Raw genomic sequence first — 23005 nt, forward strand, 5'->3', positions numbered from 1 at the left:
TTTTTTCTGTTTTTCCTGTACGCGTCAGCCCGCACCGTTACCTGTGGTAATGGTGATGGTGGTGGTAATGGTGGTGCTGATGCGTTTCATGGATGTTGTGTACTCTGTAATTTTTATCTGTCTGTGCTGTATGCCTATATTGGTTAAAGTATTTAGTGACCTAAGTCAATAATTTTTTAGTTTTGTCACTTTACGTAATTAGTTCACAACATGCTGGGTGTTCTGCGACATTCAACCAACAAAAGCAACAATCACTACTTGCAGGCAGGGTATAAAGCTAAAAAAATCCTAAAATATGCGTTTTTATTTGGCGATGTTTTTTTCAATATCGTGCAGTAAACGATGCAACATTGCTGTATCTCGTTGTCCTAATAGCCCCAATCGCTGTTGCAACCATTCCACCAGTTTTACGTCATCAGCCACGTCTAATGTTGATAAAAGCCGCATCACACGCGTGCGTAATGCAGTCAGCTGATGTTCATCACTCATGTCGAGGGCTTTAATGGGTTGTTGCATTAAGTTTGCTAATTGATAGCAGTAGACCATTACTGCCTGACCCAAATTTAACGAAGGGTAATCTGCCACCATTGGCACACCAGTGAGAATATCTGCAAGAGCCAACTCTTCATTCGTCAGACCTGAATCTTCCCGGCCAAAAACCAGTGCTGCATGATTCATCCATGACGATTTTTCCTCCAACAAAGGCACCAGTTCTGTTGGCGTCGCGTAGTAATAAAACTTCGCCCGGCTTCGTGCCGTGGTTGCAATAGTAAAATCCACGTCCTGTAACGCTTCAGCAAGACTCGAAAAAACCGCAATATTATCAATAATATCTCCCGAGCCGTGAGCAACCCAACGCGTGGCGGGTTCGAGATGAGCCTGGCTATCGACGATACGCATCTCATGAAATCCCATAGTTTTCATCGCCCGTGCTGCCGCACCAATATTTTCCGCTCTGGCAGGCGCAACCAGAATAATTGTTAATCGCATAGTGTTGCTCTTTTACTCTTTGCCCTGGCAAACAAGCGTAAATGTCAGCTTATTACGCAGCGCGAATTTACAAGATTTTAACGAAAAACACGTTAAAAGCATTTCACATTTAGTAAAAAACGCTAAACTGTTTCTTGACGTTACCACCGCTTTTTATGTTAACAAAAGCTGTATATCCTCATGTTTATTTAGGATAATTTAATTTAGAATGAATCGCACTAATTGGATTCACTGCATTTATTAGTTAGTACGTGCAACTAGTTGGAATATTGAAAAATTGTGATGAAAGCTAACATTTAGCTACAAGCATTTCACCAAACTGTTAACGTGCTACAATTGAACTTGATATATGTCAACGAAGCGTAGTTTTATTGAGTGTCCGCTACGTCTTAGCCTGTTATGTTGCTGTTAAAATGGTTAGGATGACAGCCGTTTTTGACACTGTCGGGTCCAGAGGGAAAGTACCCACGACCAAGCTAATGATGTTGTTGACGTTGATGGAAAGTGCATCAAGAACGCAATTACGTACTTTAGTCATGTTACGCCTGACATGTTAATTTGCGACATGCAGCAGGCAGGTCAGGGACTTTTGTACTTCCTGTTTCGATTTAGTTGGCAATTTAGGTAGCAAACATGCAGACCCCGCACATTCTTATCGTTGAAGACGAGTTGGTAACACGCAACACGTTGAAGAGTATTTTCGAAGCGGAAGGCTATGATGTTTTCGAAGCGACAGATGGCGCGGAAATGCATCAGATCCTCTCTGAATATGACATCAACCTGGTGATCATGGATATCAATTTACCCGGGAAGAACGGTCTTCTGTTAGCACGTGAGCTGCGTGAGCAAGCTAACGTTGCTCTGATGTTCCTGACTGGCCGCGATAACGAAGTCGATAAAATTCTCGGCCTCGAAATCGGTGCAGACGATTACATCACCAAACCGTTTAACCCACGCGAACTGACTATCCGTGCTCGCAACCTGCTGTCTCGTACCATGAATCTGGGTACTGTCAGCGAAGAACGTCGTAGCGTTGAAAGCTACAAGTTCAACGGTTGGGAACTCGATATCAACAGCCGCTCCTTGATCGGCCCTGATGGCGAGCAGTACAAATTGCCGCGTAGCGAGTTCCGCGCCATGCTTCACTTCTGCGAAAACCCTGGCAAAATTCAGTCTCGTGCTGAACTGCTGAAGAAAATGACCGGCCGTGAACTTAAGCCGCACGACCGTACCGTAGATGTGACAATTCGTCGTATTCGTAAGCACTTCGAATCTACGCCGGATACCCCGGAAATCATCGCCACCATCCACGGCGAAGGCTACCGCTTCTGCGGTGACCTGGAAGATTAATGACCTTCCTTTTGAATCAGTAAAAACGGCGCTCCCGGCGCCGTTTTTTATTGCCTGAAAAAAATCTATTTCCAGATCCGTAATTCATCGCTCATATCTGTGTGTGCAATTTTCGCATTCTTCATTTTGGGCAGAGAAAGTGCATACCAGTCGATATGCCGTGTTACAAACATCATCCCCCCTAAGGCTAATAACAGTACGCTGGTTCCGAGCAATAACGCACTGTCTTCAGAACGTAATAGCGCCCACATCACACCATCGAGCATTAATAGCGCCAGTGTAAATACCAGACTAACGCGCCAACCTTTCAGCACTGCCTGAAGATAAACGCCATTCATCAATGATCCGACCAGGCTTGCGACAACCCACGCCAGAGTAAATCCAATATGTTCTGCTAACGCCAGCAACAGCAGATAGAACATGACTAACGACAAACCAACCAACAGATATTGTATCGGGTGCAATCGCTGTTCCGTTGTGGTTTCGAATACGAAAAAAGCCATAAAGGTAAGAGAAATCAACAAAATGGCATATTTTGTTGCCCGGTCAGCTAGCTGATATTGATCTGCAGGTGTTGCGACGGCAACACTAAATGACGGTAATTGAAGCCATTGAATTGTATCGGCTTTTGATAAACGCTCCCCCAGATTATTGGCAAACCAACTACTTTGCCATTGTGCGTGGAATCCTGATGCACTGACTTCACGTTGTGAAGGTAAAAAATCGCCTAAAAAACTGGGGTGTGGCCAGTTGCTGGTTAACGTCATTTCACTATTGCGCCCGGTAGGCACAACGGAGAAACTGCCCGTTCCACTCAAACTTAACGACATTGCCAAACTGAGGTTCTCATTAAGCGAAAACCCCTCTGGCAATGGAATATGTACGCCAGACGAGTGGTCCTGCAATCCCGTGCCAGGTTCAACACTCAAGGTATTACCATTGATCTGCGGTGCTTTAACAAGGCCTATTCCCCTGGCATCGCCCACACCAACCACAATAAATGGTCTTCCAAGAGTAATATTGGGTTTATTCAGTTCACTTAACCGCGCCGTGTCAAAGTCTGCTTTCATCGATAAATCGCTGTGCCATACTTGCCCGGAATAAATACCAATTTTGCGTTCTTCAACATTCTGATTGCCATCAACCATCAACGATTCAGGTAACCAGAAATGTATAAAACTACGCTTGCGTTCAACCTCTTTGTCATCCTCAAGTACGGTGTACAACTCTGTAACCGGAATCGCGATGAGCGGACCAACAACTTTTTGCGAACCACTGGTACTTTGTCGAATCGAATCTTCAACATTACTCAGGTAATGGGCTCGTTCAGTGACCACCAGGCGGATCATCGACAACGGAATCAGTAACAACAAAATAGCGCCACTTAACGTGACAATTTTCCACAACAATGGGGATCTCAACATAACCTTCTCCTTTGCAAGGCTTGCAGAATAAAAAGGTTATGTGCAGAGAATTTGAAGTTATGTGAAGTAACGGTGAAGTGATAACGAAGCCAGTACGCCACCTTCAGCCACATTTTGCAGAGTGACATCACCTTTCAGTAAGCGGGCAACCTCTCTGACAAATGCCAGCCCCAACCCACTACTTTTCAGGCCATTTTCACGCGGTAATGAGTAGAAACGCTCGAAAATACGGGGCAATGCGTAGTCAGGAATGCCGTACCCCGTATCTTGTATATTCAATGTCACACTATTTTCCTGGGCGAAAGCGCTAAGAATGATAGTGCCGTTTTCTGGCGTAAAATCGATAGCATTATCCAGCAAATTCCCTGTTGCCTGCTCCAGCAAAGCGGGGTCTGCTAACACCCAATAATCAGATGGAAGTATTTCTAAAGTGATTTTCTTCGCCGCCAGTTGCACCGCACGCGCCTCAGTAACTTGCTTAAACAGAGCATCGACATTGACCGGGGAAAAAGTCACCTCCTGCCGATTTTCCAGCCGTGCCTGACGCAGTAAGGTCTCCACCAACGTCTGCATTCTGGCATTTTGCGTCAGAATGTTTTCTGTAAAGCGAGTCACTATTTCTGGTGGTGGCCCTTCACGCAAAATTTCTGCCGCGCCACGAATGGCTGCCAGCGGACTTTTTAGCTCATGTGTTAATGCATAAACATATTGTTCAATATAGTTTTTCCCCTCCAGCTTCACGCGCATGCTTTCCAGTGCCTGTGCCAGTTTTCGCAATTCACTGCTGCCTAATTCCGGTAAAGGCACGGGATTATTTTCAGTAATAGAGTCAGCATAATTTGTCAGCCGGGCAATTGAGCGATTTATCCACCAGATCATCGCGCCCCCTATCACCAGCGCAATCCCCAGTAATAGTGCACTCGCCCAGAGGATGCGGCGCTCGCTGCGCTTAATGACAGGCGCCATTGCCGCGTTTGGCTTGCCTACACTCAGTACACCAATGAGCTGCGTACCATCCATAACAGGTGCGGCGACATACATCACTGTACTTTCGGGATTAGCAGGATTTTGCAGGGTGCTACGCGCGCCGTATTGCCCTCGCAACGTCAGCCAGACATCATTCCAGCGGGAATAATCCTCACCTTGCGCTTTACGGGCAGAATCAAATAACACACGACCTTGTGCATCGGTCATATAAACATGGTACTCATTACGTACCTTGTTGATACCATCAATACTGGCGCGAAACGGACGATCCTGCAGTTGGGTAAAAGCCTGTGCCAGCTGCCCATGTGCCGGATCACCGGAAAGAATATCCTCTTTCGCAAGTGCTGCCAGAAGTGTGGCGGTATCTATCAGTGTTCCTTCGGTAGCCCGCCGCACGCCAGGTTTTATTTCCTGAACGAAAATCGACAACACAAACCACGCGGCAACGGCAACAATGAGAAAGTAGCCAAGCAGCAATCGCATTCCAATGCGCATCAGGCGCTCCCCAGACTGTATCCCATTCCGCGATGTGTATTGATTGGTGAAAGTGCCGGGTTAATTGCCCGTAACTTAGCGCGTAGCGTTTTAATATGGGTATCTACCGTTCGGTCAAAAGTATCCTGTGCATCCGCCCAGACTTTATCCATCAACTGCTGGCGTGACCAGACACGGCCTGGCGACATAATCAGTGTTTTTAACAGTAAAAATTCATAGCGCGTGAGCTGCAATGGAGTATCACACCAGCTTATCTGTGCAGCGGGTTCGTTCAGCTCAAACTGACCACAGCGGATAACAGGCGAAGGTGCAGAAAATTTCTTTACCCGCCGCAGCAGCGTTCGCACTCTGGCGCAGACTTCGCGGGGTGAGAATGGTTTTGCAACATAATCATCGGCACCGATTTCCAGCCCCAGCAGGCGATCCACTTCATCACTACGGGCGGTCAGGAAAAGAATGGGCAGCGCCGGATGGCGCTCCAGCAGCTGACGGCATAACTCAAATCCACTGATATCGGGCAAACCAACATCGAGAATAGCGACATCCGGCACTTGAAAATGCGCTTTTTCCAGAGCAGGCAATCCCCGCTCAAAAGCCTCAACAAGAAATCCTTCTTGAGTAAGCATGTAGATCAACGTGTCGGCGATCCCTTGCTCATCTTCCACTAACCAGACCCGGACTTGTTGCATCGCATTACTCGCTTATTGCCGCCACGGCATCACAGGTACTGCGCTAATCGCATTTTTTGGTGAGCCATCGACCACTTTGTCGGAGTAGGCCAGATAAGCTAGCGCATTACGTTTGGCGTCATAGAAACGCACCACCTGTAAGGATTTAAACAGTAACGATGTGCGTTTCTTAAACACTACCTCGCCCTGGGCTTTGCCGTTTTTAATTCTGTCGCTCAACTCAATCGGCCCGACCTGCTGGCAGGAGATTGCTGCATCAGATGTATCTTCCGCCAGCCCCAGCCCTCCCTTAATTCCCCCTGTTTTCGCCCGACTGACATAGCAAGTGACATTTTTCACTTCCGGATCATCAAACGCCTCGACAACAATTTTGTGATCCGGGCCGATCATCTTGAACACTGTATCAACTGAACCAATTTGTTCTGCATGTGCTGCGTGGCCGATAAAAGCCAGCAAAGACGCCATGATTAAATGCTTATATTTCATATTGTTACCATCTCTAAAAATCTGAATGGATAAATTCACGCCATTTTAAAAGAAATTTTTTATAGATCACATAATTACCAGAATTATCTTGTGATGAATCAGCAAGAGCATTTAAAAGCAAAAAAAACACTGAATGCTAAAATAGCAAAAAATGCTATTATCCATTTACCTGATGTCAGGTACTCGTTGTTTAAAGGATGAGGATATTTTATGGATCAGGCCGGCATTATTCGCGACCTCTTAATTTGGCTGGAAGGTCACCTGGATCAACCGTTGTCACTCGATAATGTGGCGGCGAAAGCAGGTTATTCCAAGTGGCATCTGCAAAGAATGTTTAAGGATGTCACGGGCCATGCGATTGGCGCGTATATCCGTGCCCGTCGTTTATCGAAATCTGCTGTTGCGCTTCGCCTGACTGCACGTCCGATTCTGGACATCGCACTGCAATACCGTTTCGACTCTCAACAAACTTTTACCCGCGCATTCAAGAAGCAGTTTGCCCAGACTCCTGCGCTGTATCGTCGTTCTCCAGAATGGAGTGCGTTTGGTATTCGCCCACCGCTGCGTTTAGGTGAATTCACCATGCCAGAGCACAAATTTGTGACGCTGGATGACACGCCACTGATCGGCGTCACGCAAAGTTACTCCTGCTCGCTGGAAGAAATCTCCGATTTCCGCCACGAAATGCGCTATCAGTTCTGGCACGATTTCCTGGGTAATGCTCCGGCAATTCCGCCAGTGCTTTACGGTCTGAACGAAACGCGTCCAAGCCAGGAGAGAGATGACGAACAGGAAGTGTTTTACACCACTGCTTTGCCTCAGGATCAAGCCAACGGCTATGTGCAGGCGGGGTATCCGGTACTGTTGCAGGGCGGCGAATATGTAATGTTTACCTACGAAGGTCTGGGAACAGGCGTACAGGAATTTATCCTGACGGTTTACGGCACTTGTATGCCTACACTGAATCTCACGCGCCGTAAAGGTCAGGATATTGAGCGATACTACCCGGCAGAAGATGCCAAAGCGGGGGATCGCCCGATGAATCTACGCTGCGAATTGCTGATTCCTGTCCGTCGTTAACGCTGTAACTCATCTAACGCAGGGGCATCCAGATGTGAGACGTCCCCTGCGGTTTCTACTACCCAACCTGACGCCAGCCACTGGCTTTCCTGATAGTCCACGCGCGAAATAGAACAGTTACGCAGACGTAAGCGACGCTCTGCCCATGCAGGTAAACCCAGAATGGTACTCACCAGACATCCCAACGCGATACCATGACTCACCAGTAAAGGTCGGCTTCCCTGCGGCAGCTCCAGGCAAGACGCCAGTACGGAATGCATACGCTCACTTAATTCCAGCATTGATTCCCCTTGTGGGATCCGGCCATCCTTGGTGCCATTGACCAGCTGGCGACGCCAGTTTTCTTCTTCTTCGGTGAGTGAATCGATATTTCTTGTTTCCAGTACACCCATATTTAATTCACGCAGACGAGGATCAAGGAGAATATCGCAGCCGCAGGCCTGGGCGATGATTTCCGCCGTGCGGCGGGTGCGCCCTAAATCGCTACTGATGATATGCGTAATGCCAAGCTCTTTGGCACGGGTCGCCACCTGCATCGCCTGTTGCTCACCTTTGGCAGTCAGCGGGCTGTCAGACTGGCCCTGAATACGTCGCTCGGCGTTCCACTGCGTTTCACCGTGGCGGACTAGGTATACCTGTAACATGCTTTTTTTCCGTATACTGCTGTAACGTTAATTTTCTGAGTAATGCTGATTATGCACCAAGTTGTCTGTGCGACCACCAATCCCGCTAAAATTCAGGCCATTCTGCAGGCATTTCACGAGATCTTCGGCGAAGGATCCTGCCATATTGCATCCGTTGCCGTCGAGAGCGGTGTACCGGAACAGCCCTTTGGCAGTGAGGAAACGCGCGCTGGCGCACGAAATCGGGTGGCAAATGCCCGCTGTTTACATCCAGAGGCTGATTTTTGGGTGGCGATTGAAGCGGGGATTGATGGCGACAGCACCTTCAGTTGGGTGGTGATTGAAAACGCCAGCCAGCGTGGCGAAGCGCGTTCGGCAACTTTGCCGTTGCCTGAGGTGATTCTGGAGAAAGTGCGTGAAGGCGAGGCGCTCGGCCCCGTGATGTCGCGTTATACCGGCATTGATGAAATTGGCCGTAAAGAAGGTGCAATCGGCGTATTTACCGCCGGGAAGCTCACTCGCGCCAGCGTCTATCACCAGGCGGTGATCCTGGCGCTGAGTCCGTTTCATAATGTCGTGTATCAGTGATCTTTCAGCAACACCTCTTCCAGCCACTGGCGCAGCTCGACAGGCGCGGCTTTCAGACTGTTAGATCCACGCGTAATCGTCGCGATGCCAGCGCCGAGTTCATTTTTCAACTCACGCTGGCTCATTTCGCCACGCAACAGCTCTTCGACAATACGCACGCGAGTCCCTAACGCTTCGCGCTCATCTGGCGTCAGCATCAGGTTTAACAACGGTAAATGGAGATCGTTTTGGTAGGCATTCTTAAGCAGGTCGACAAAACGTAACCACTCCTGGTGACGCTGTTCTGCCATCGCTGCTGAATAGGGTGATTGTTGGGCCATAATATGTCGCCATTGTTAGCGGGGGAAGCAAAATGCCTCCCCCGGTTGTACTCGCTAAAGAGTACGATAGCATATCATAAACGTGCGGATCAGTAACGACGTCCCCATTCCGTGGCGCTCATCAACGTTGGTTTATCCCCCATGAAATAGCGGTAGTAAGCGTCATAAGCCAGCACGTTCTTCACATAACCGCGCGTCTCAGAGAACGGAATACTCTCGACAAATGCCACTGCGTCGATTCGACCAGCGCTGTTGCCAAGCCAGGTGCGCACTCGTCCAGGTCCGGCGTTATAAGCTGCTGAGGCGAAAATACGGTTATTGCCAAACTGCTGATAAACATATTGCAGGTAACTGGTGCCGATGTTGATGTTCGTTTCCGGATCCAGCAATTGCCCAGGGCTGCTGTAGCCAGGAATAGAGAACATCTTCACCGTATGGGTCGCCGTACCAGGCATAATCTGCATCAGCCCGCTGGCCCCTACCGGTGACTTCACTTTCGGATTCCAGGCGCTCTCCTGACGGGCAATCGCCATCGCATAGCTTTGCGGGATCTCCTTACCGCTGGTGTAACGTTTGAAAAAATCGTTGTAGGCCAGCGGGAATCGTTCTTCCAGATGATCCCACAACTTCCCGGCGATCGTCGCCTGAACGCTGAGATCCCACCATTGGTTGTTGAAAGCATACCGTGCCAGCTGTGCCTGCTCTGTTTTTGACTTGCTCTTCACCAGATTGGCCCACTCGCTACGCGCGGTGTTATCGAGATTCCAGTACATCAACTCGCGCACGCGCGCCATCTCCGGCCCCTGAGTCAGGGTGCTGTCAACATTCTGCGGCGCTTTATCAATCTTCAGCTCATACTCTTCGCCGATGCGCTGTGCAGCAACCATTGGGTAGAAACCACGCTGTTGCATGAGTTGATGCAGAATCTCTTTCGCTTCAGCTTCACGTCCGCGTTCCAGCAATAAATCGGCCTGCCAGTAACGCCATTCATCTTTCTCTTTCGCTTCCATCGGCAAACGCGCCAGCCAGGTATTCAGTCCACGCCGATCGCCAGTGCCAAGCGCCATCCGTACTCGGCGTTCAATCAACGAGGTGGATTGCGAGCGCATAATGGCGTCATCGCGCCATTTCGCCTGCTCGTCGGTGACATCGTTGCCCATCAAACGCCAGGCGACGATATCGCGCAGTTCCTGAATCTGATCTTCATTAAGCTGCTGTGCCTGGGCAAGCGACGGGATCATCAGCCGTGCATTTTCAGCATCCTGCCGCGCCACGCTGGCAAACGCCACCGCCGCCATTTGACGGGTAAAATCGGTCGCACCGGTTGTACGCGCGAAGGTCAGTACCGTATTAGGGTTGTTCGCCAGAGAAATAATCGCCGAGGCGATAGTCTGGTAATCAGCAGGCATCTGACCTGCCAGCACTGTCACCAGACCCGTGTTACCCGCTTTCATCGCCAGACGGATACGCTCTAAATACGCCAGCGGATCTTGTTTGCCTGACGCACGCCAGACACTAAATAACTTGTCACAGGCGTTAGGCTGGCTCTTGCCGGTTAGCCACAGCTCTTTCGCCCCTTGCCAGGCTTCTTCACTCTGCCCGGTGTTCCATTTCGCATAGTAGTAATTACATTGCGCTTCGGTAGTTCCGGGCTTTTCCGGGCTAAAGGCTAACAAACCACGCCAGTCTTCACGCCGCGCCAGTTCATTGACGAAACGAGATTGTAGCGTGCGAGCGGGAGGAAGCGTGGGGTTAGCGCGAACAAAGTTAGTGACAGTGACCGCCGGTTGATTCATCAGATCATCGGTGATCTGGCGGTATTCCAGATAGGGATAAAGTGGATAATCCTTCAGTCCAGGCATCATTTGTTCGACCACATCCATTTGTCGATTATCCCAGGCCTGCTTAATTTGCGCGTAACGGCTACGCTGCTCATCCAGTGAGTCGGCTCGCGCCACGCTGCTGGCCGTCAGCAGACAGACACCGACAGCCAACAGCCGCCAGGTAACGTGTTTGGCTTTTTCCACAAGCGCATCCTCTAAGTGTCAATACATCAATACAGCGTCATGCCGCGTAATAGATTTATGCTAACCAGTCATTGCCGTTTACGCCACGTTACGGACACTTTTTTACTTTTACTGCGAGGGTGATCGACCGGCTGGGATTAGATAAGGAAACAGGCTACACTTCGCCTTTGAAAACTCATCATCACGATAAACATAGAGGCGAAGTCCAACGTGGCTCAATTCGTTTATACCATGCATCGTGTCGGCAAAGTTGTTCCGCCGAAACGTCATATTTTGAAAAACATCTCTCTGAGTTTCTTCCCTGGGGCAAAAATTGGTGTCCTGGGTCTGAACGGCGCGGGTAAGTCTACCCTGCTGCGCATTATGGCGGGCATTGATAAAGACATCGAAGGTGAAGCGCGTCCGCAGCCAGACATCAAGATTGGTTACCTGCCGCAGGAACCTCAGCTGAACCCGGAACACACCGTGCGTGAGTCCATTGAAGAAGCGGTTTCTGAAGTGGTTAACGCTCTGAAACGTCTGGATGAAGTCTATGCGCTGTACGCCGATCCGGATGCCGATTTTGACAAGCTGGCCGCTGAACAAGGCCGTCTGGAAGAGATCATTCAGGCTCACGACGGTCACAACCTGAACGTTCAGCTGGAGCGTGCGGCGGATGCGCTGCGTCTGCCGGACTGGGACGCGAAAATCGCTAACCTCTCCGGTGGTGAGCGTCGTCGCGTGGCGTTGTGCCGCCTGCTGCTGGAAAAACCAGACATGCTGCTGCTCGACGAACCGACCAACCACCTGGATGCCGAATCCGTAGCATGGCTGGAACGCTTCCTGCACGACTTCGAGGGCACCGTGGTTGCGATTACCCACGACCGTTACTTCCTCGATAACGTTGCAGGCTGGATCCTCGAACTTGACCGCGGTGAAGGTATTCCGTGGGAAGGTAACTACTCCTCCTGGCTGGAGCAGAAAGATCAGCGTCTGGCGCAGGAAGCTTCACAAGAAGCAGCGCGTCGTAAGTCGATCGAGAAAGAGCTGGAGTGGGTACGTCAGGGAACTAAAGGCCGTCAGTCGAAAGGTAAAGCACGTCTGGCGCGCTTTGAAGAGCTGAACAGCACCGAATATCAGAAACGTAACGAAACCAACGAACTGTTTATTCCACCTGGACCGCGTCTGGGCGATAAAGTGTTGGAAGTCAGCAACCTGCGTAAATCTTACGGCGATCGTCTGCTGATTGATGATCTGAGCTTCTCGATCCCTAAAGGGGCGATCGTCGGGATCATCGGTCCGAACGGCGCGGGTAAATCAACCCTGTTCCGTATGATCTCTGGTCAGGAACAGCCAGACAGCGGCACCATCACTTTAGGTGAAACGGTGAAACTGGCATCTGTCGATCAGTTCCGTGACTCAATGGATAACAGCAAAACCGTTTGGGAAGAAGTTTCCGGCGGGCTGGATATCATGAAGATCGGTAACACCGAGATGCCAAGCCGCGCCTACGTTGGCCGCTTTAACTTTAAAGGGGTTGATCAGGGTAAACGCGTTGGCGAACTCTCCGGTGGTGAGCGTGGTCGTCTGCATCTGGCGAAGCTGCTGCAGGTTGGCGGCAACATGCTGCTGCTCGACGAACCGACCAACGACCTGGATATCGAAACCCTGCGTGCGCTGGAAAACGCCCTGCTGGAGTTCCCGGGCTGCGCGATGGTTATCTCGCATGACCGTTGGTTCCTCGACCGTATCGCCACGCACATCCTGGACTACCAGGATGAAGGTAAAGTTGAGTTCTTCGAAGGTAACTTTACCGAGTACGAAGAGTACAAGAAACGCACGCTGGGCGCAGACGCGCTGGAGCCGAAGCGTATCAAGTACAAGCGTATTGCGAAGTAATGCGTAAAATGCCGGATGCGGCGCGCCAGCATCGCATCCGGTAATAGTTAAATGATTAATGGGAGGCAAGTTCCCGGAAAAAGGCAGGATTTTCTTTAATTGTGGCAAGTACTTTTGCAGCCAATCCCGTAGGATTTCTTCGCTTCGATTCCCAGCTTTTAATGGTATCCACACTGGTTCCCAGAGCTTTTGCCATCTCACTTTGCGAAACGTTGAGTTGCTCACGAATAGCTTTAACATCCGCAATTTCGTAGCGGGTCACCCGTGCAGGTTCTTTTAAACCTTGTTTAATCTCGACAGCCTCTTCCAGAGAGGTTTTCAACTCATCAAAAAAACTCATTTTATACCTCACCTTTGAGCAGTTTCGTCAACTTCTTTAGTTGAGCTTTTTCCGTATCTGTCAGACTGTCTTTGGCATTCTTCGGATAGGCCATAATCAAATAAATAATCTCTTCCGTCGCCAGAAAGTAAATTATTCTGACACTGCCACTTTTTCCCTGTGAACCCGCAGCCATTCGGACTTTACGCAATCCACCAGTCTGCTGAATGAGATCACCTTTATCGGGAGTTCCGATGAGTTCTTTTTGCAATTCCTTTAATTCATCATCGGTTGCAATCTGCTTGATCTGACGCGTAAACATTGGCGTCTCTATAAATATTATCGCCTTGCCCATTACCCCTCCCTGGCAGGTACATTGTACACCAAAATGGAGTACTAAGTACACTTTTGAATCAGTAATATCACTCAACATCTTATAAAGATGATTATCCCTGCTCCCCCATCATCTCCCGCACCAGCTCCACGCAGCGCAGGAAACGGCTGTCGTAATCGTCTTCTTCAACCCGCACGAATTCGATATTGTTCTCTTCCAGCATCTCCACCAGCAAGTTCTGGAACTCTTTACGATCCACCGAACTGCCGAGGCTGCGTAAACCATCCGCCACCCACGGCGTGTTGTTCTCCAGCAGAATCACCAGATCAAAACGGTATTCATCGATCAGCGCCTGTACGAACGGATGCTCGCGCCCTTCGTACTTTTTGCAGAACGCCTGAGTTGTCACAAAATCGGTGTCGATAAACGCCACTTTATTGGCATATTTTACTGCAAAATCAATATATTGAGCGTGTCCAAGCGCGATTTTATCGTAGTCGGAATACTGCAATGCAATCTCATCGCCGCCAAGATGCGAAAAGACATAATCGCGACCATATTCCCATGCACTGGTAGTGTTGAAGATATTAGCAAGTTTGTTTACCAGGGTGGATTTACCGCTCGATTCGCCGCCAAGGATCGCCACGGTGCGCACAAAGAACGGCTTCACTTCGGTAGGAATATATTCCCAGTAGCGGAACGGATTTTCGCGGATCTGCGCACCACTGATACTCATAAAAGTACGTTTCGGATCGACCAACACCGTTTCGATCCCCAGATGTTCCATATACTGCGGCGCGTCGGCTTCTTCCGAGGTGTAGATCAGATCCGGCTGGATCCCTTTTTCAGCCATAAACTTTTTGATGCCGTTGCTCCACACATCCCAGCCATGCGGATACGGCTCCATGCCCTCTTCGTTGAAGGCATGAATGCGAATATTTTTCTGATATTTAAAAGTTTGCAATAACCAGCGCAGACGATCCGGCACCGTGGGCTGCTGCGACATGGCGCTATCTTCGAACAACGCGCGGTCGCGGGTATCGTCAAAGCCCATAATGATATGCAACTCGTCAACCTGACTACAGGCACGCTGGATAAGGTAGATATGTCCGGTATGCAGCGGGTAGAACTTACCGAATACGACACCAATAGTTTTCTTCTGCCGGGGAAATTCAAGCCCCAAAAAACGGTGCAACGCCTCCAGCTTTTGCGCGCTGGGGCTTTTAATTTTGGCATTCAGTAACTGGCTTAAATACCCTTTGGTCATACCGCTGGCATCAGCGACCTGCTGTAGCGTACAGCCCTGTTGCTTGATGGCAGTTTTCAGATAATCAAATGACGACATATCTCCCTCCGTATCTCTCATTATAAGTCGTCGAACACGCTAAGCGCGTCGGAGAGTTTTTTAACGCCAAAAATCTGCATCCCTTCCGGCGCTTTTTTCGGCACGTTGGCTGCCGGAACAATCGCCCGCCGAAAACCATGTTTCGCCGCTTCAGAAATCCGCTCCTGGCCGCTGGGCACCGGGCGGATCTCCCCTGCCAGCCCGACTTCACCAAACACCACCAGATCCTGCGGTAGCGGTCTGTCGCGCAGGCTGGAAACCATCGCCAGTAGTAACGCTAAATCGGCACTGGTTTCCGTCACCTTCACGCCGCCGACCACGTTCACAAATACATCCTGATCGGCCATTTGCAACCCACCGTGACGGTGCAACACCGCCAGCAGGATCGCCAAACGGTTTTGCTCCAGCCCCACTGCCACGCGGCGCGGATTCGCCATCATCGAGTGATCGACCAGCGCCTGGATCTCCACCAGCAGCGGACGCGTTCCTTCCCACACCACCATCACTGAGCTGCCGGAGGTCACTTCATCGCCGCGACTTAAGAAAATTGCCGAAGGGTTACTGACTTCACGCAGCCCCTGCTCGGTCATCGCAAATACGCCCAGTTCATTTACCGCGCCGAAGCGGTTTTTATGGCTGCGCAGGGTGCGGAAACGGGAGTCGGCATCGCCGTCCAGAAGCACCGAGCAGTCAATACAGTGTTCCAGCACTTTAGGGCCTGCCAGCGAACCATCTTTGGTTACGTGCCCCACCATGACAATCGCCACGCCACGCGTTTTGGCGAAGCGCGTCAGATAAGCCGCCGTTTCACGCACCTGCGCCACGCTGCCAGGTGATGATTGTACATCCGCCATATGCATCACCTGGATGGAGTCAATTACCATCAGCTTCGGTTGCTCTTCTTCGGCAATCAGGCAGATCTGTTCGATGCTGGTTTCCGACAACATATTGAGATTGTCAGTCGGCAGGCCGAGGCGATGAGCGCGCATTGCCACCTGTTGCAGCGACTCTTCGCCGGTGACATACAGCGTTTTCATCTGCTGGGCCAGTTTGCACAGCGTTTGCAGTAGCAGCGTGGATTTCCCTGCGCCTGGATTACCGCCAATCAGAATGGCGCTTCCCGGCACCACCCCACCGCCTAATACGCGGTCGAACTCTTTAAATCCGGTTGAAAAACGCGGCAACTCCTCAAGGCTGATATCGGAAAGTTTCTGGACTTTTGCCACCCCGGCGCTACCGGCATAGCCACTGAGACGCTCGTTACGCGCCACCGTTGGCGACGCAGCAAGACGCACCTCGGTGATGGTGTTCCAGGCATGGCAGGCGCTGCACTGCCCCTGCCAGCGCGGATAATCGGCCCCGCATTCATTACAAACAAAGGCGCGTTTTGGAGCTTTTGCCACGGTGTACCTCGTTAATGCTGTGCCGCCCGCAGGATGACGGGCGGACAATTACTTCTGATTCAGGCTGCCAGAGAGGATGCAGAATACCCCCATCAGGTCAGCGTGACGGATGGTGACTTCCGTCTTTTCATTCACTTTTGGCTTGGCATGGTAGGCAATCCCCAGCCCTGCCGCTTTGATCATCGGCAGGTCATTGGCTCCATCACCAATCGCCACGGTCTGCGCCAGCGGGATTTCATACTCCTGCGCGAGGCGAGTCAGAGTTTTCGCTTTGTACTGCGCGTCAACGATGTCGCCGATCACATTGCCGGTAAATTTACCGTCCATGATCTCCAGTTCATTGGCTACCACGGCTGTCAGGCGCAGCTTGTCGCGCAGGTATTCAGCAAAGAAAGTAAAGCCGCCGGAGGCAATCGCCACTTTCCAGCCCAGCGTTTCCAGCTTGAGTACCAGCTGCGTTAAACCTGGCATCAGCGGCAGATTTTCCCGCACCTGTTGCAGAATATTGGCGTCAGCGCCTTTCAGCGTTGCCACTCGACTGCGCAAGCTGGCAGCAAAATCGAGTTCGCCGCGCATCGCCCGCTCGGTTACTTCCGCCACCATCTCGCCGGTTCCGGCCAGTTTGGCAATTTCGTCAATACATTCAATCTGAATGGCGGTGGAATCCATGTCCATCACCAGCAGACCTGGCGTGCGCAGATGCGGAATTTTCCCCAGCGGCGCGACATCCAGTTGTGCTTCATGGGCCAGGCGCGTAGCCCGGGCGGTAAGCGAACCTGCCAGACGAATCACCTGATAATCTTCCACGCACCAGGCGGCAACAATCACCATCGCTGCGCCCAGTTTGCTCTGGTACTGAGTCAGACGTTGTTTATCCAGCCCACGACCATACAGCAGCCAGCCGCTACGACCTGCGTGGTAATCCAGTGGCATCACTTCATCACCACTTAATGAAAGAGGCAGACCAGGCCATAAAGAGACATCTTCAGGCAGGTCGCACCAGGTAATGTTAGGCATTAAGGCTCCTGTAAAATCGTTCGAAGCAGGGAAAATAACGCATGAGGCTACCTTGTATCCATTGCTTCTGGCAACATTAAGTCTCAAATTTTCAAAGGGTGGAAGATGGCTCGCACAAAACTGAAATTCCGGCTGCATCGGGCAGTGATTGTCCTGTTCTGTCTTGCCTTGTTAGTGGCGCTGATGCAGGGGGCATCATGGTTTAGTCAAAACCACCAGCGACAGCGTAATCCACAGCTGGAAGAACTGGCCCGCACCCTGGCGCGGCAGGTAACGCTGAACGTTGCGCCGCTGATGCGCACCGACTCGCCGGATGAAAAACGCATTCAGGCGATCCTCGATCAGTTAACGGATGAAAGCCGCATCCTCGACGCGGGCGTGTATGACGATCAAGGCGATCTTATCGCCCGTTCTGGCGAAAGCGTCGAAGTGCGTGACCGGCTGGCGCTCGACGGTAAAAAAGCGGGCGGCTATTTTAACCAGCAGATTGTCGAACCCATTGCAGGGAAAAATGGTCCGCTTGGCTATCTGCGCCTGACGCTCGACACCCATACGCTCGCCACCGAAGCTCAACAGGTGGATAACACCACTAACATTTTACGCCTGATGTTGTTGCTCTCGCTGGCAATCGGCGTAGTGCTGACCCGCACGCTGCTACAGGGTAAACGCACCCGCTGGCAGCAATCCCCCTTCCTGTTAACCGCCAGCAAACCGGTGCCGGAAGAGGAAGAAAGCGAGAAAAAAGAGTGACCCATTACTACAAGAAAGGAAATCGTTATGTCCACATTACGCCTGCTCATCTCTGACTCTTACGATCCGTGGTTTAACCTGGCGGTGGAGGAGTGTATTTTTCGCCAGATGCCCGCCACGCAGCGCGTTTTGTTTCTCTGGCGCAATGCTGACACCGTGGTGATTGGTCGCGCGCAGAACCCGTGGAAAGAGTGTAATACCCGGCGGATGGAAGAAGATAACGTCCGCCTGGCGCGGCGCAGTAGCGGTGGCGGCGCGGTGTTCCACGATCTCGGCAATACCTGTTTTACCTTCATGGCTGGCAAGCCGGAATACGATAAAACGATCTCCACCTCGATTGTGCTCAATGCACTGAACGCGCTCGGTGTCAGCGCCGAAGCGTCCGGACGTAACGATCTGGTGGTAAAAACCGCCGAAGGCGACCGTAAAGTCTCAGGCGCGGCCTATCGAGAAACCAAAGATCGTGGCTTCCATCACGGCACCTTGCTACTCAATGCCGACCTTAGCCGCCTGGCAAACTATCTCAACCCGGATAAAAAGAAACTGGCGGCGAAAGGCATTACGTCGGTACGTTCCCGCGTGACCAATCTGACCGAATTGCTGCCGGGAATTACCCATGAGCAGGTTTGCGAGGCCATATCCGAAGCCTTTTTCGCCCATTATGGCGAGCGCACAGAAGCGGAAATCATCTCCCCGGACAAAACGCCGGACTTGCCGAACTTCGCCGAAACCTTTGCCCGCCAGAGTAGCTGGGAATGGAATTTCGGACAGGCTCCAGCGTTCTCGCATCTGCTGGATGAACGCTTTACCTGGGGCGGCGTGGAACTGCATTTCGACGTCGAAAAAGGCCATATCACCCGCGCCCAGGTATTTACGGACAGCCTTAACCCCGCACCTCTGGAAGCCCTCGCCGGACGGCTGCAAGGCTGCCTGTACCGCGCGGATATGCTGCAACAAGAGTGTGAAGCTCTGTTGGTCGACTTCCCTGAACAGGAAAAAGAGCTAAGGGAATTATCGGCGTGGATGGCAGGGGCGGTGCGGTAACTCGCTGATTAAAATATCCAGGGAAGGAAATATGATCGATCTGAAGAACCAGGAACGGGAGATTATCAATTTAATGTTCAGCCAGGGTATATCCTGGCTAACCGCCGTGCGTATCAGGCATAAACTATCACTTGCTGAAGTTAGTAAAATGTTGGGTATCTCGATTAATTCTCTAAAACAAATCGAAAAGACGGAACGGCTTAGTTCAAACATCAAAAACAAAATGGCAGGAATTTATGGTTGTCCGCCAGAGTTGCTGATATGCCCTTACTGGATGACGGCTGAACATAAATGAATAGATTCGTGAATAGATACTCGAATGGATTTAATTTTCTATCTATATGAAAAATAATAGTAAATCTATAAATCAGTCGCTATTGATGAATAGATACTAAAAAGCCGGAGCAGTTTCCCACTCCGGCTTCACAAGGCAATCGCCTTTCAGCGCAACACAATTACTCTTTATCGCCCAGCAGAACGGATTCCAGCGCGATTTTAATCATGTCGTTGAAGGTGGTCTGACGCTCTTCGGCAGTGGTCTGCTCGTGAGTACGGATGTGGTCAGACACGGTGCAGATAGCCAGTGCTTTCGCGCCAAACTCTGCAGCCACGCCGTAGATACCAGCAGCTTCCATTTCTACGCCGAGGATGCCGTATTTTTCCATCACGTCGAACATTTCGCCGTCCGGAGAGTAGAACAGGTCAGCGGAGAACAGGTTACCAACGCGAGCATCAATGCCCAGTGCTTTAGCTGCATCTACCGCGTTACGCACCATGTCGAAGTCAGCGATAGCTGCAAAGTCATGGTCTTTAAAACGGATGCGGTTAACTTTGGAATCGGTGCAGGCACCCATACCAATCACTACGTCACGCAGTTTTACGTGCGGCAGAACTGCGCCACAGGAACCAACGCGAATGATTTTCTTCACGCCGAAATCGGTGATCAGTTCTTTAGTGTAGATGGAGCAGGACGGGATACCCATACCGTGGCCCATTACAGAAATTTTGCGGCCTTTGTAAGTACCGGTGAAGCCCAGCATACCGCGAACGTTGTTCACTTCACGAGCATCTTCAAGGAAAGTTTCAGCAATATACTTCGCACGCAGCGGGTCGCCTGGCATCAAAACTACGTCAGCGAAATCGCCCATTTCTGCATTAATGTGTGGAGTAGCCATCATTTTATCCTTTTTGTGACATATTAAAGGCGGAGTCACTGCTCCGCCCAAATCCATCAGAACATGGCTTTGCCATATTCCATATCAGAAGTACCAAAATATTTTGCCAGAGTCTGGCCGATATCCGCGAAAGTTTCACGGTGCCCCAGCGAACCTGGTTTTACTTTCGGGCCATAAACCAGTACCGGAATGTGTTCACGGGTATGGTCAGTACCGGTCCAGGTCGGATCACAACCATGGTCAGCAGTGAGGATCAGGATGTCGTCATCGCGCAGCAAAGACATCAGCTCTGGCAGACGGCGGTCGAACAGTTCCAGACCCGCAGCATAACCGGCAACGTCGCGACGGTGACCCCAGGAAGAGTCGAAGTCAACGAAGTTGGTGAAGACGATGGTGTTATCACCCGCTTCTTTCATCTCTTTGATGGTGGCGTCAAACAGCGCGTCCAGGCCGGTCGCTTTCACTTTTTTGGTGATGCCGCAGTTAGCGTAGATGTCTGCAATTTTACCGACAGAAACCACCTGGCCGTGTTTTTCATCAACCAGTTTCTGCAGCACGGTCGGTGCCGGCGGTTCAACAGCCAGGTCGTGACGGTTGCCAGTACGCTGGAAGTTACCGGCTTTGTCGCCGATAAACGGACGAGCGATAACACGACCGATGTTGTAGCCGCCGTTGGTCAGCTCTTCACGGGCGATTTCGCACAGTTCGTAAAGTTTATCCAGGCCAAAGGTTTCTTCGTGGCAGGCAATCTGGAACACGGAGTCAGCGGAGGTATAGAAAATCGGCTTGCCGGTTTTCATGTGCTCTTCGCCCAGCTGATCCAGAATGACCGTACCGGAAGAGTGGCAGTTACCGAGGTAACCCGGCAGATTAGCGCGCTCGACCAGTTTATCCAGCAGCTCTTGCGGGAAGCTGTTTTCGTGATCGGAGAAGTATCCCCACTCAAACAGAACCGGGACACCGGCGATTTCCCAGTGACCAGACGGGGTGTCTTTACCGGATGACATTTCGTGCGCCCATGCGTACGCGCCGATAACTTCAGCGTTGCCGTCCATTCCCGCCGGAATGAAACCGGTAGAACCTTCGTGTGCTTTCGCCAGCCCCAGACGGGTCAGATTTGGCAGATTCAGCGGCCCTTTGCGACCGTTATCAGCTTCGCCTTTGGCGCAAGCTTCTGCGATATGACCCAGGGTGTCAGCCCCGACGTCACCAAAACGTTCTGCATCTTCTGTAGCGCCGATGCCGAATGAGTCCAGCACCATAATAAATGCACGTTTCATATGTTCTCCGTACTCAGTGCTTCAAATTTAAATGATCAGATCAGTATACTGTTATTCGCTGATACGGCGATAGACAGTTGGTGTGCTTTCCGGTGCTTTATCGGCAAGTTTAATTGCCGCTTTCACCGCTTTCGCCGCTTCCTGCCAGCTGTTTTCGTCTTTCGCGTGGATAACCGCCAGCGGACGCTGACCGTCTACCTGGTCGCCCAAACGCGCCATATCAGTAAAGCCGACGCTGTAATCGATGGTGTCAGATGCCTGACGGCGACCGCCGCCCATTGCAACCACTGCCATTCCCAGCGCGCGGGTATCCATTTCACTGACAAAACCTTCGGTATCAGCATAGACTGCTTTCGTCAGCATCGCTGTCGGCAGATACTTCGCGTAGTTCTCAACGAAGTCGGTCGGGCCTTTTTGTGCCGCAACCATACGACCAAAGACTTCTGCCGCTTTACCGTTGTCCAGTACCGCCTGCAATTTCGCGCGCGCTTCGGCGTCATCTTTCGCCAGTTTGCCGGAGGTAAGCATCTCCACGCACAGTGCCATCGTGACATCAAACAGACGCGGGTTACGATACTCACCCGTCAGGAACTGCACCGCTTCACGAACTTCAACCGCGTTACCTGCACTGGAGGCCAGCACCTGATTCATATCGGTGAGCAGCGCGGTGGTGCGCACGCCAGCACCGTTAGCCACGCCAACAATCGCTTCGGCAAGGGCTTCAGAGAGTTCGTAGGTCGGCATAAACGCGCCGCTACCCACTTTCACGTCCATCACCAGCGCGTCCAGACCTTCCGCAAGTTTCTTCGCCAGGATCGAGGCAGTGATCAGCGGGATGGAATCCACGGTTGCGGTAATATCGCGGGTCGCGTAGAAACGTTTATCTGCCGGAGCCAGTGAGCTGGTCTGGCCGATAATCGCCACGCCGACGTCTTTAATAATTTCGCGGAAACGGTTGTCATCCGGGAAAATGTCGAAGCCAGGGATGGATTCCAACTTGTCGAGCGTACCGCCAGTATGGCCGAGGCCGCGACCGGAGATCATCGGAATATAGCCGCCACAGGCAGCGACCATCGGCCCCAACATCAGCGAAGTCACATCGCCGACGCCGCCGGTCGAGTGTTTATCAACAATCGGGCCATTCAGATGCAGGCTTTTCCAGTCGAGAACGGTTCCTGAATCTCGCATCGCCATCGTCAGCGAGACACGCTCCGGCATTGTCATATCGTGGAAGAAAATGGTCATCGCGAGGGCGGCAATCTGCCCTTCGGAGATAGTGTTGTCGCGAATACCGTTGATAAAGAAGCGAATTTCTTCATCGCTCAGCGCATGACCATCACGTTTTTTACGAATAATTTCTTGTGCGAGAAACAAGGTAACCTCCCGTGGAAAAGAGACGAG

Annotated in this window: 25 protein-coding genes and 1 other annotated feature (1 of these 26 only partly in view); of the genes, 7 read left to right on the plus strand and 18 right to left on the minus strand. The window is 51.2% G+C overall.

The window, feature by feature from the left end:
* Window positions 1–89 (minus strand) — a sequence feature (Thr leader region) (it extends 32 nt beyond the left edge of the window).
* From thrL to yjjY, 3 genes are all read right to left on the minus strand, one after another.
* Window positions 25–90, minus strand: coding sequence for a thr operon leader peptide (gene thrL / locus K0335_RS11140; RefSeq protein ID WP_001386572.1), 66 nt, complete (start codon window positions 88–90; stop codon window positions 25–27). (Overlaps the previous feature by 65 nt.)
* 213 nt (window positions 91–303) lie before the next feature.
* Window positions 304–990: a tRNA/rRNA methyltransferase gene (locus K0335_RS11145; RefSeq protein ID WP_104919941.1), complete on the minus strand. Its 687-nt coding sequence runs from the start codon at window positions 988–990 to the stop codon at window positions 304–306.
* 397 nt (window positions 991–1387) lie between these two features.
* A complete protein-coding gene (gene yjjY / locus K0335_RS11150; protein ID WP_001541509.1) occupies window positions 1388–1528 on the minus strand; it encodes a protein YjjY in 141 nt (46 codons plus the stop codon).
* A 95-nt stretch (window positions 1529–1623) separates the two neighbouring features.
* Here yjjY and arcA point away from each other — a divergent pair, with 95 nt between their 5' ends.
* Complete coding sequence (gene arcA, locus K0335_RS11155; protein WP_001194358.1) at window positions 1624–2340, plus strand: two-component system response regulator ArcA; 717 nt, start codon at window positions 1624–1626, stop codon at window positions 2338–2340.
* A 65-nt stretch (window positions 2341–2405) separates the two neighbouring features.
* Here arcA and creD read toward each other — a convergent pair whose 3' ends face one another.
* Genes creD through creA form a run of 4 tightly spaced genes read right to left on the minus strand, consistent with a single transcriptional unit; the run spans window position 2406 to window position 6421 of the window.
* On the minus strand, window positions 2406–3764 hold the full coding sequence (gene creD, locus K0335_RS11160) for a cell envelope integrity protein CreD (RefSeq protein ID WP_104919940.1): 1359 nt from the start codon (window positions 3762–3764) through the stop codon (window positions 2406–2408).
* A gap of 57 nt (window positions 3765–3821) precedes the next feature.
* Window positions 3822–5246 (minus strand): two-component system sensor histidine kinase CreC, encoded by a 1425-nt coding sequence (gene creC, locus K0335_RS11165; protein ID WP_104919939.1) that lies wholly within the window; start codon window positions 5244–5246, stop codon window positions 3822–3824.
* A complete protein-coding gene (gene creB / locus K0335_RS11170; protein WP_001188059.1) occupies window positions 5246–5935 on the minus strand; it encodes a two-component system response regulator CreB in 690 nt (229 codons plus the stop codon). Before creB ends, creC begins: the two co-directional genes overlap by 1 nt.
* 12 nt (window positions 5936–5947) lie before the next feature.
* On the minus strand, window positions 5948–6421 hold the full coding sequence (creA, locus tag K0335_RS11175; RefSeq protein ID WP_000875492.1) for a protein CreA: 474 nt from the start codon (window positions 6419–6421) through the stop codon (window positions 5948–5950).
* Window positions 6422–6631: 210 nt separating this feature from the next.
* Here creA and robA point away from each other — a divergent pair, with 210 nt between their 5' ends.
* The gene (robA, locus tag K0335_RS11180) at window positions 6632–7501 is read left to right on the plus strand and encodes an MDR efflux pump AcrAB transcriptional activator RobA (protein ID WP_000371663.1); all 870 of its coding nucleotides are present in this window, start codon (window positions 6632–6634) and stop codon (window positions 7499–7501) included.
* Here the strand turns inward: robA and gpmB are convergent.
* Complete coding sequence (gene gpmB / locus K0335_RS11185; protein WP_104919938.1) at window positions 7498–8145, minus strand: 2,3-diphosphoglycerate-dependent phosphoglycerate mutase GpmB; 648 nt, start codon at window positions 8143–8145, stop codon at window positions 7498–7500. The genes robA and gpmB overlap by 4 nt on opposite strands.
* Before the next feature lie 51 nt (window positions 8146–8196).
* On the opposite strand from gpmB, the gene yjjX reads away from it, so the two are divergent.
* Window positions 8197–8712 carry an inosine/xanthosine triphosphatase gene (yjjX, locus tag K0335_RS11190; RefSeq protein WP_024256797.1) on the plus strand — a complete coding sequence of 172 codons (516 nt, stop codon included), beginning with the start codon at window positions 8197–8199 and terminating at the stop codon, window positions 8710–8712.
* Here yjjX and trpR read toward each other — a convergent pair.
* Window positions 8706–9032 carry a trp operon repressor gene (trpR, locus tag K0335_RS11195; RefSeq protein WP_000068678.1) on the minus strand — a complete coding sequence of 109 codons (327 nt, stop codon included), beginning with the start codon at window positions 9030–9032 and terminating at the stop codon, window positions 8706–8708. The two genes, yjjX and trpR, sit on opposite strands and share 7 nt — an antisense overlap.
* A gap of 89 nt (window positions 9033–9121) precedes the next feature.
* The gene (gene sltY / locus K0335_RS11200; protein ID WP_000409424.1) at window positions 9122–11059 is read right to left on the minus strand and encodes a murein transglycosylase; all 1938 of its coding nucleotides are present in this window, start codon (window positions 11057–11059) and stop codon (window positions 9122–9124) included.
* A gap of 210 nt (window positions 11060–11269) precedes the next feature.
* Here sltY and ettA point away from each other — a divergent pair, with 210 nt between their 5' ends.
* Entirely contained in the window at window positions 11270–12937 is a 1668-nt protein-coding gene (gene ettA / locus K0335_RS11205) for an energy-dependent translational throttle protein EttA (RefSeq protein ID WP_000046749.1), read from the plus strand.
* A gap of 55 nt (window positions 12938–12992) precedes the next feature.
* Here ettA and nadS read toward each other — a convergent pair whose 3' ends face one another.
* From nadS to serB, 5 genes are all read right to left on the minus strand, one after another.
* On the minus strand, window positions 12993–13277 hold the full coding sequence (gene nadS / locus K0335_RS11210; RefSeq protein ID WP_000007436.1) for a NadS family protein: 285 nt from the start codon (window positions 13275–13277) through the stop codon (window positions 12993–12995).
* Between the two features lies 1 nt (window position 13278).
* On the minus strand, window positions 13279–13611 hold the full coding sequence (locus K0335_RS11215; protein WP_000513551.1) for a type II toxin-antitoxin system RelE/ParE family toxin: 333 nt from the start codon (window positions 13609–13611) through the stop codon (window positions 13279–13281).
* A gap of 91 nt (window positions 13612–13702) precedes the next feature.
* A complete protein-coding gene (nadR, locus tag K0335_RS11220) occupies window positions 13703–14935 on the minus strand; it encodes a multifunctional transcriptional regulator/nicotinamide-nucleotide adenylyltransferase/ribosylnicotinamide kinase NadR (RefSeq protein WP_000093812.1) in 1233 nt (410 codons plus the stop codon).
* Between the two features lie 20 nt (window positions 14936–14955).
* Window positions 14956–16338, minus strand: coding sequence for a DNA repair protein RadA (gene radA / locus K0335_RS11225; protein ID WP_001029698.1), 1383 nt, complete (start codon window positions 16336–16338; stop codon window positions 14956–14958).
* 48 nt (window positions 16339–16386) lie between these two features.
* Window positions 16387–17355 carry a phosphoserine phosphatase gene (gene serB / locus K0335_RS11230; protein WP_001132947.1) on the minus strand — a complete coding sequence of 323 codons (969 nt, stop codon included), beginning with the start codon at window positions 17353–17355 and terminating at the stop codon, window positions 16387–16389.
* Window positions 17356–17460: 105 nt separating this feature from the next.
* On the opposite strand from serB, the gene K0335_RS11235 reads away from it, so the two are divergent.
* From K0335_RS11235 to K0335_RS11245, 3 genes are read left to right on the plus strand one after another with little or no spacing between them, the layout of a single operon-like run.
* Window positions 17461–18105, plus strand: coding sequence for a YtjB family periplasmic protein (locus K0335_RS11235; protein ID WP_000124606.1), 645 nt, complete (start codon window positions 17461–17463; stop codon window positions 18103–18105).
* Window positions 18106–18132: 27 nt separating this feature from the next.
* Window positions 18133–19149 carry a lipoate--protein ligase LplA gene (gene lplA / locus K0335_RS11240; RefSeq protein WP_104919937.1) on the plus strand — a complete coding sequence of 339 codons (1017 nt, stop codon included), beginning with the start codon at window positions 18133–18135 and terminating at the stop codon, window positions 19147–19149.
* A gap of 31 nt (window positions 19150–19180) precedes the next feature.
* Window positions 19181–19444: a helix-turn-helix domain-containing protein gene (locus K0335_RS11245; RefSeq protein WP_000566247.1), complete on the plus strand. Its 264-nt coding sequence runs from the start codon at window positions 19181–19183 to the stop codon at window positions 19442–19444.
* Window positions 19445–19604: 160 nt separating this feature from the next.
* On the opposite strand, the gene deoD is transcribed toward K0335_RS11245, so the two are convergent.
* From deoD to deoA, 3 genes are read right to left on the minus strand one after another with little or no spacing between them, the layout of a single operon-like run.
* Entirely contained in the window at window positions 19605–20324 is a 720-nt protein-coding gene (gene deoD / locus K0335_RS11250) for a purine-nucleoside phosphorylase (protein ID WP_000224875.1), read from the minus strand.
* Between the two features lie 56 nt (window positions 20325–20380).
* Window positions 20381–21604, minus strand: coding sequence for a phosphopentomutase (gene deoB / locus K0335_RS11255; RefSeq protein ID WP_000816471.1), 1224 nt, complete (start codon window positions 21602–21604; stop codon window positions 20381–20383).
* Between the two features lie 51 nt (window positions 21605–21655).
* Window positions 21656–22978 (minus strand): thymidine phosphorylase, encoded by a 1323-nt coding sequence (gene deoA / locus K0335_RS11260; protein ID WP_000477829.1) that lies wholly within the window; start codon window positions 22976–22978, stop codon window positions 21656–21658.
* Window positions 22979–23005: the final 27 nt, after the last annotated feature.

The organism is Escherichia sp. GZ89, from assembly GCF_019366485.1.
Classification (GTDB): domain Bacteria; phylum Pseudomonadota; class Gammaproteobacteria; order Enterobacterales; family Enterobacteriaceae; genus Escherichia; species Escherichia fergusonii.

What these genes read in the sequence shown, in the direction of transcription:
- K0335_RS11145 (WP_104919941.1), bottom strand. Translation starts at nt 990, where the DNA reads ATGCGATTAACAATTATTCTGGTTGCGCCTGCCAGAGCGGAAAATATT.
- yjjY (WP_001541509.1), bottom strand. Translation starts at nt 1,528, where the DNA reads ATGACTAAAGTACGTAATTGCGTTCTTGATGCACTTTCCATCAACGTC.
- arcA (WP_001194358.1), top strand. Translation starts at nt 1,624, where the DNA reads ATGCAGACCCCGCACATTCTTATCGTTGAAGACGAGTTGGTAACACGC.
- creD (WP_104919940.1), bottom strand. Translation starts at nt 3,764, where the DNA reads ATGTTGAGATCCCCATTGTTGTGGAAAATTGTCACGTTAAGTGGCGCT.
- creC (WP_104919939.1), bottom strand. Translation starts at nt 5,246, where the DNA reads ATGCGCATTGGAATGCGATTGCTGCTTGGCTACTTTCTCATTGTTGCC.
- creB (WP_001188059.1), bottom strand. Translation starts at nt 5,935, where the DNA reads ATGCAACAAGTCCGGGTCTGGTTAGTGGAAGATGAGCAAGGGATCGCC.
- creA (WP_000875492.1), bottom strand. Translation starts at nt 6,421, where the DNA reads ATGAAATATAAGCATTTAATCATGGCGTCTTTGCTGGCTTTTATCGGC.
- robA (WP_000371663.1), top strand. Translation starts at nt 6,632, where the DNA reads ATGGATCAGGCCGGCATTATTCGCGACCTCTTAATTTGGCTGGAAGGT.
- gpmB (WP_104919938.1), bottom strand. Translation starts at nt 8,145, where the DNA reads ATGTTACAGGTATACCTAGTCCGCCACGGTGAAACGCAGTGGAACGCC.
- yjjX (WP_024256797.1), top strand. Translation starts at nt 8,197, where the DNA reads ATGCACCAAGTTGTCTGTGCGACCACCAATCCCGCTAAAATTCAGGCC.
- trpR (WP_000068678.1), bottom strand. Translation starts at nt 9,032, where the DNA reads ATGGCCCAACAATCACCCTATTCAGCAGCGATGGCAGAACAGCGTCAC.
- nadS (WP_000007436.1), bottom strand. Translation starts at nt 13,277, where the DNA reads ATGAGTTTTTTTGATGAGTTGAAAACCTCTCTGGAAGAGGCTGTCGAG.
- K0335_RS11215 (WP_000513551.1), bottom strand. Translation starts at nt 13,611, where the DNA reads ATGGGCAAGGCGATAATATTTATAGAGACGCCAATGTTTACGCGTCAG.
- nadR (WP_000093812.1), bottom strand. Translation starts at nt 14,935, where the DNA reads ATGTCGTCATTTGATTATCTGAAAACTGCCATCAAGCAACAGGGCTGT.
- serB (WP_001132947.1), bottom strand. Translation starts at nt 17,355, where the DNA reads ATGCCTAACATTACCTGGTGCGACCTGCCTGAAGATGTCTCTTTATGG.
- K0335_RS11235 (WP_000124606.1), top strand. Translation starts at nt 17,461, where the DNA reads ATGGCTCGCACAAAACTGAAATTCCGGCTGCATCGGGCAGTGATTGTC.
- lplA (WP_104919937.1), top strand. Translation starts at nt 18,133, where the DNA reads ATGTCCACATTACGCCTGCTCATCTCTGACTCTTACGATCCGTGGTTT.
- K0335_RS11245 (WP_000566247.1), top strand. Translation starts at nt 19,181, where the DNA reads ATGATCGATCTGAAGAACCAGGAACGGGAGATTATCAATTTAATGTTC.
- deoD (WP_000224875.1), bottom strand. Translation starts at nt 20,324, where the DNA reads ATGGCTACTCCACACATTAATGCAGAAATGGGCGATTTCGCTGACGTA.
- deoB (WP_000816471.1), bottom strand. Translation starts at nt 21,604, where the DNA reads ATGAAACGTGCATTTATTATGGTGCTGGACTCATTCGGCATCGGCGCT.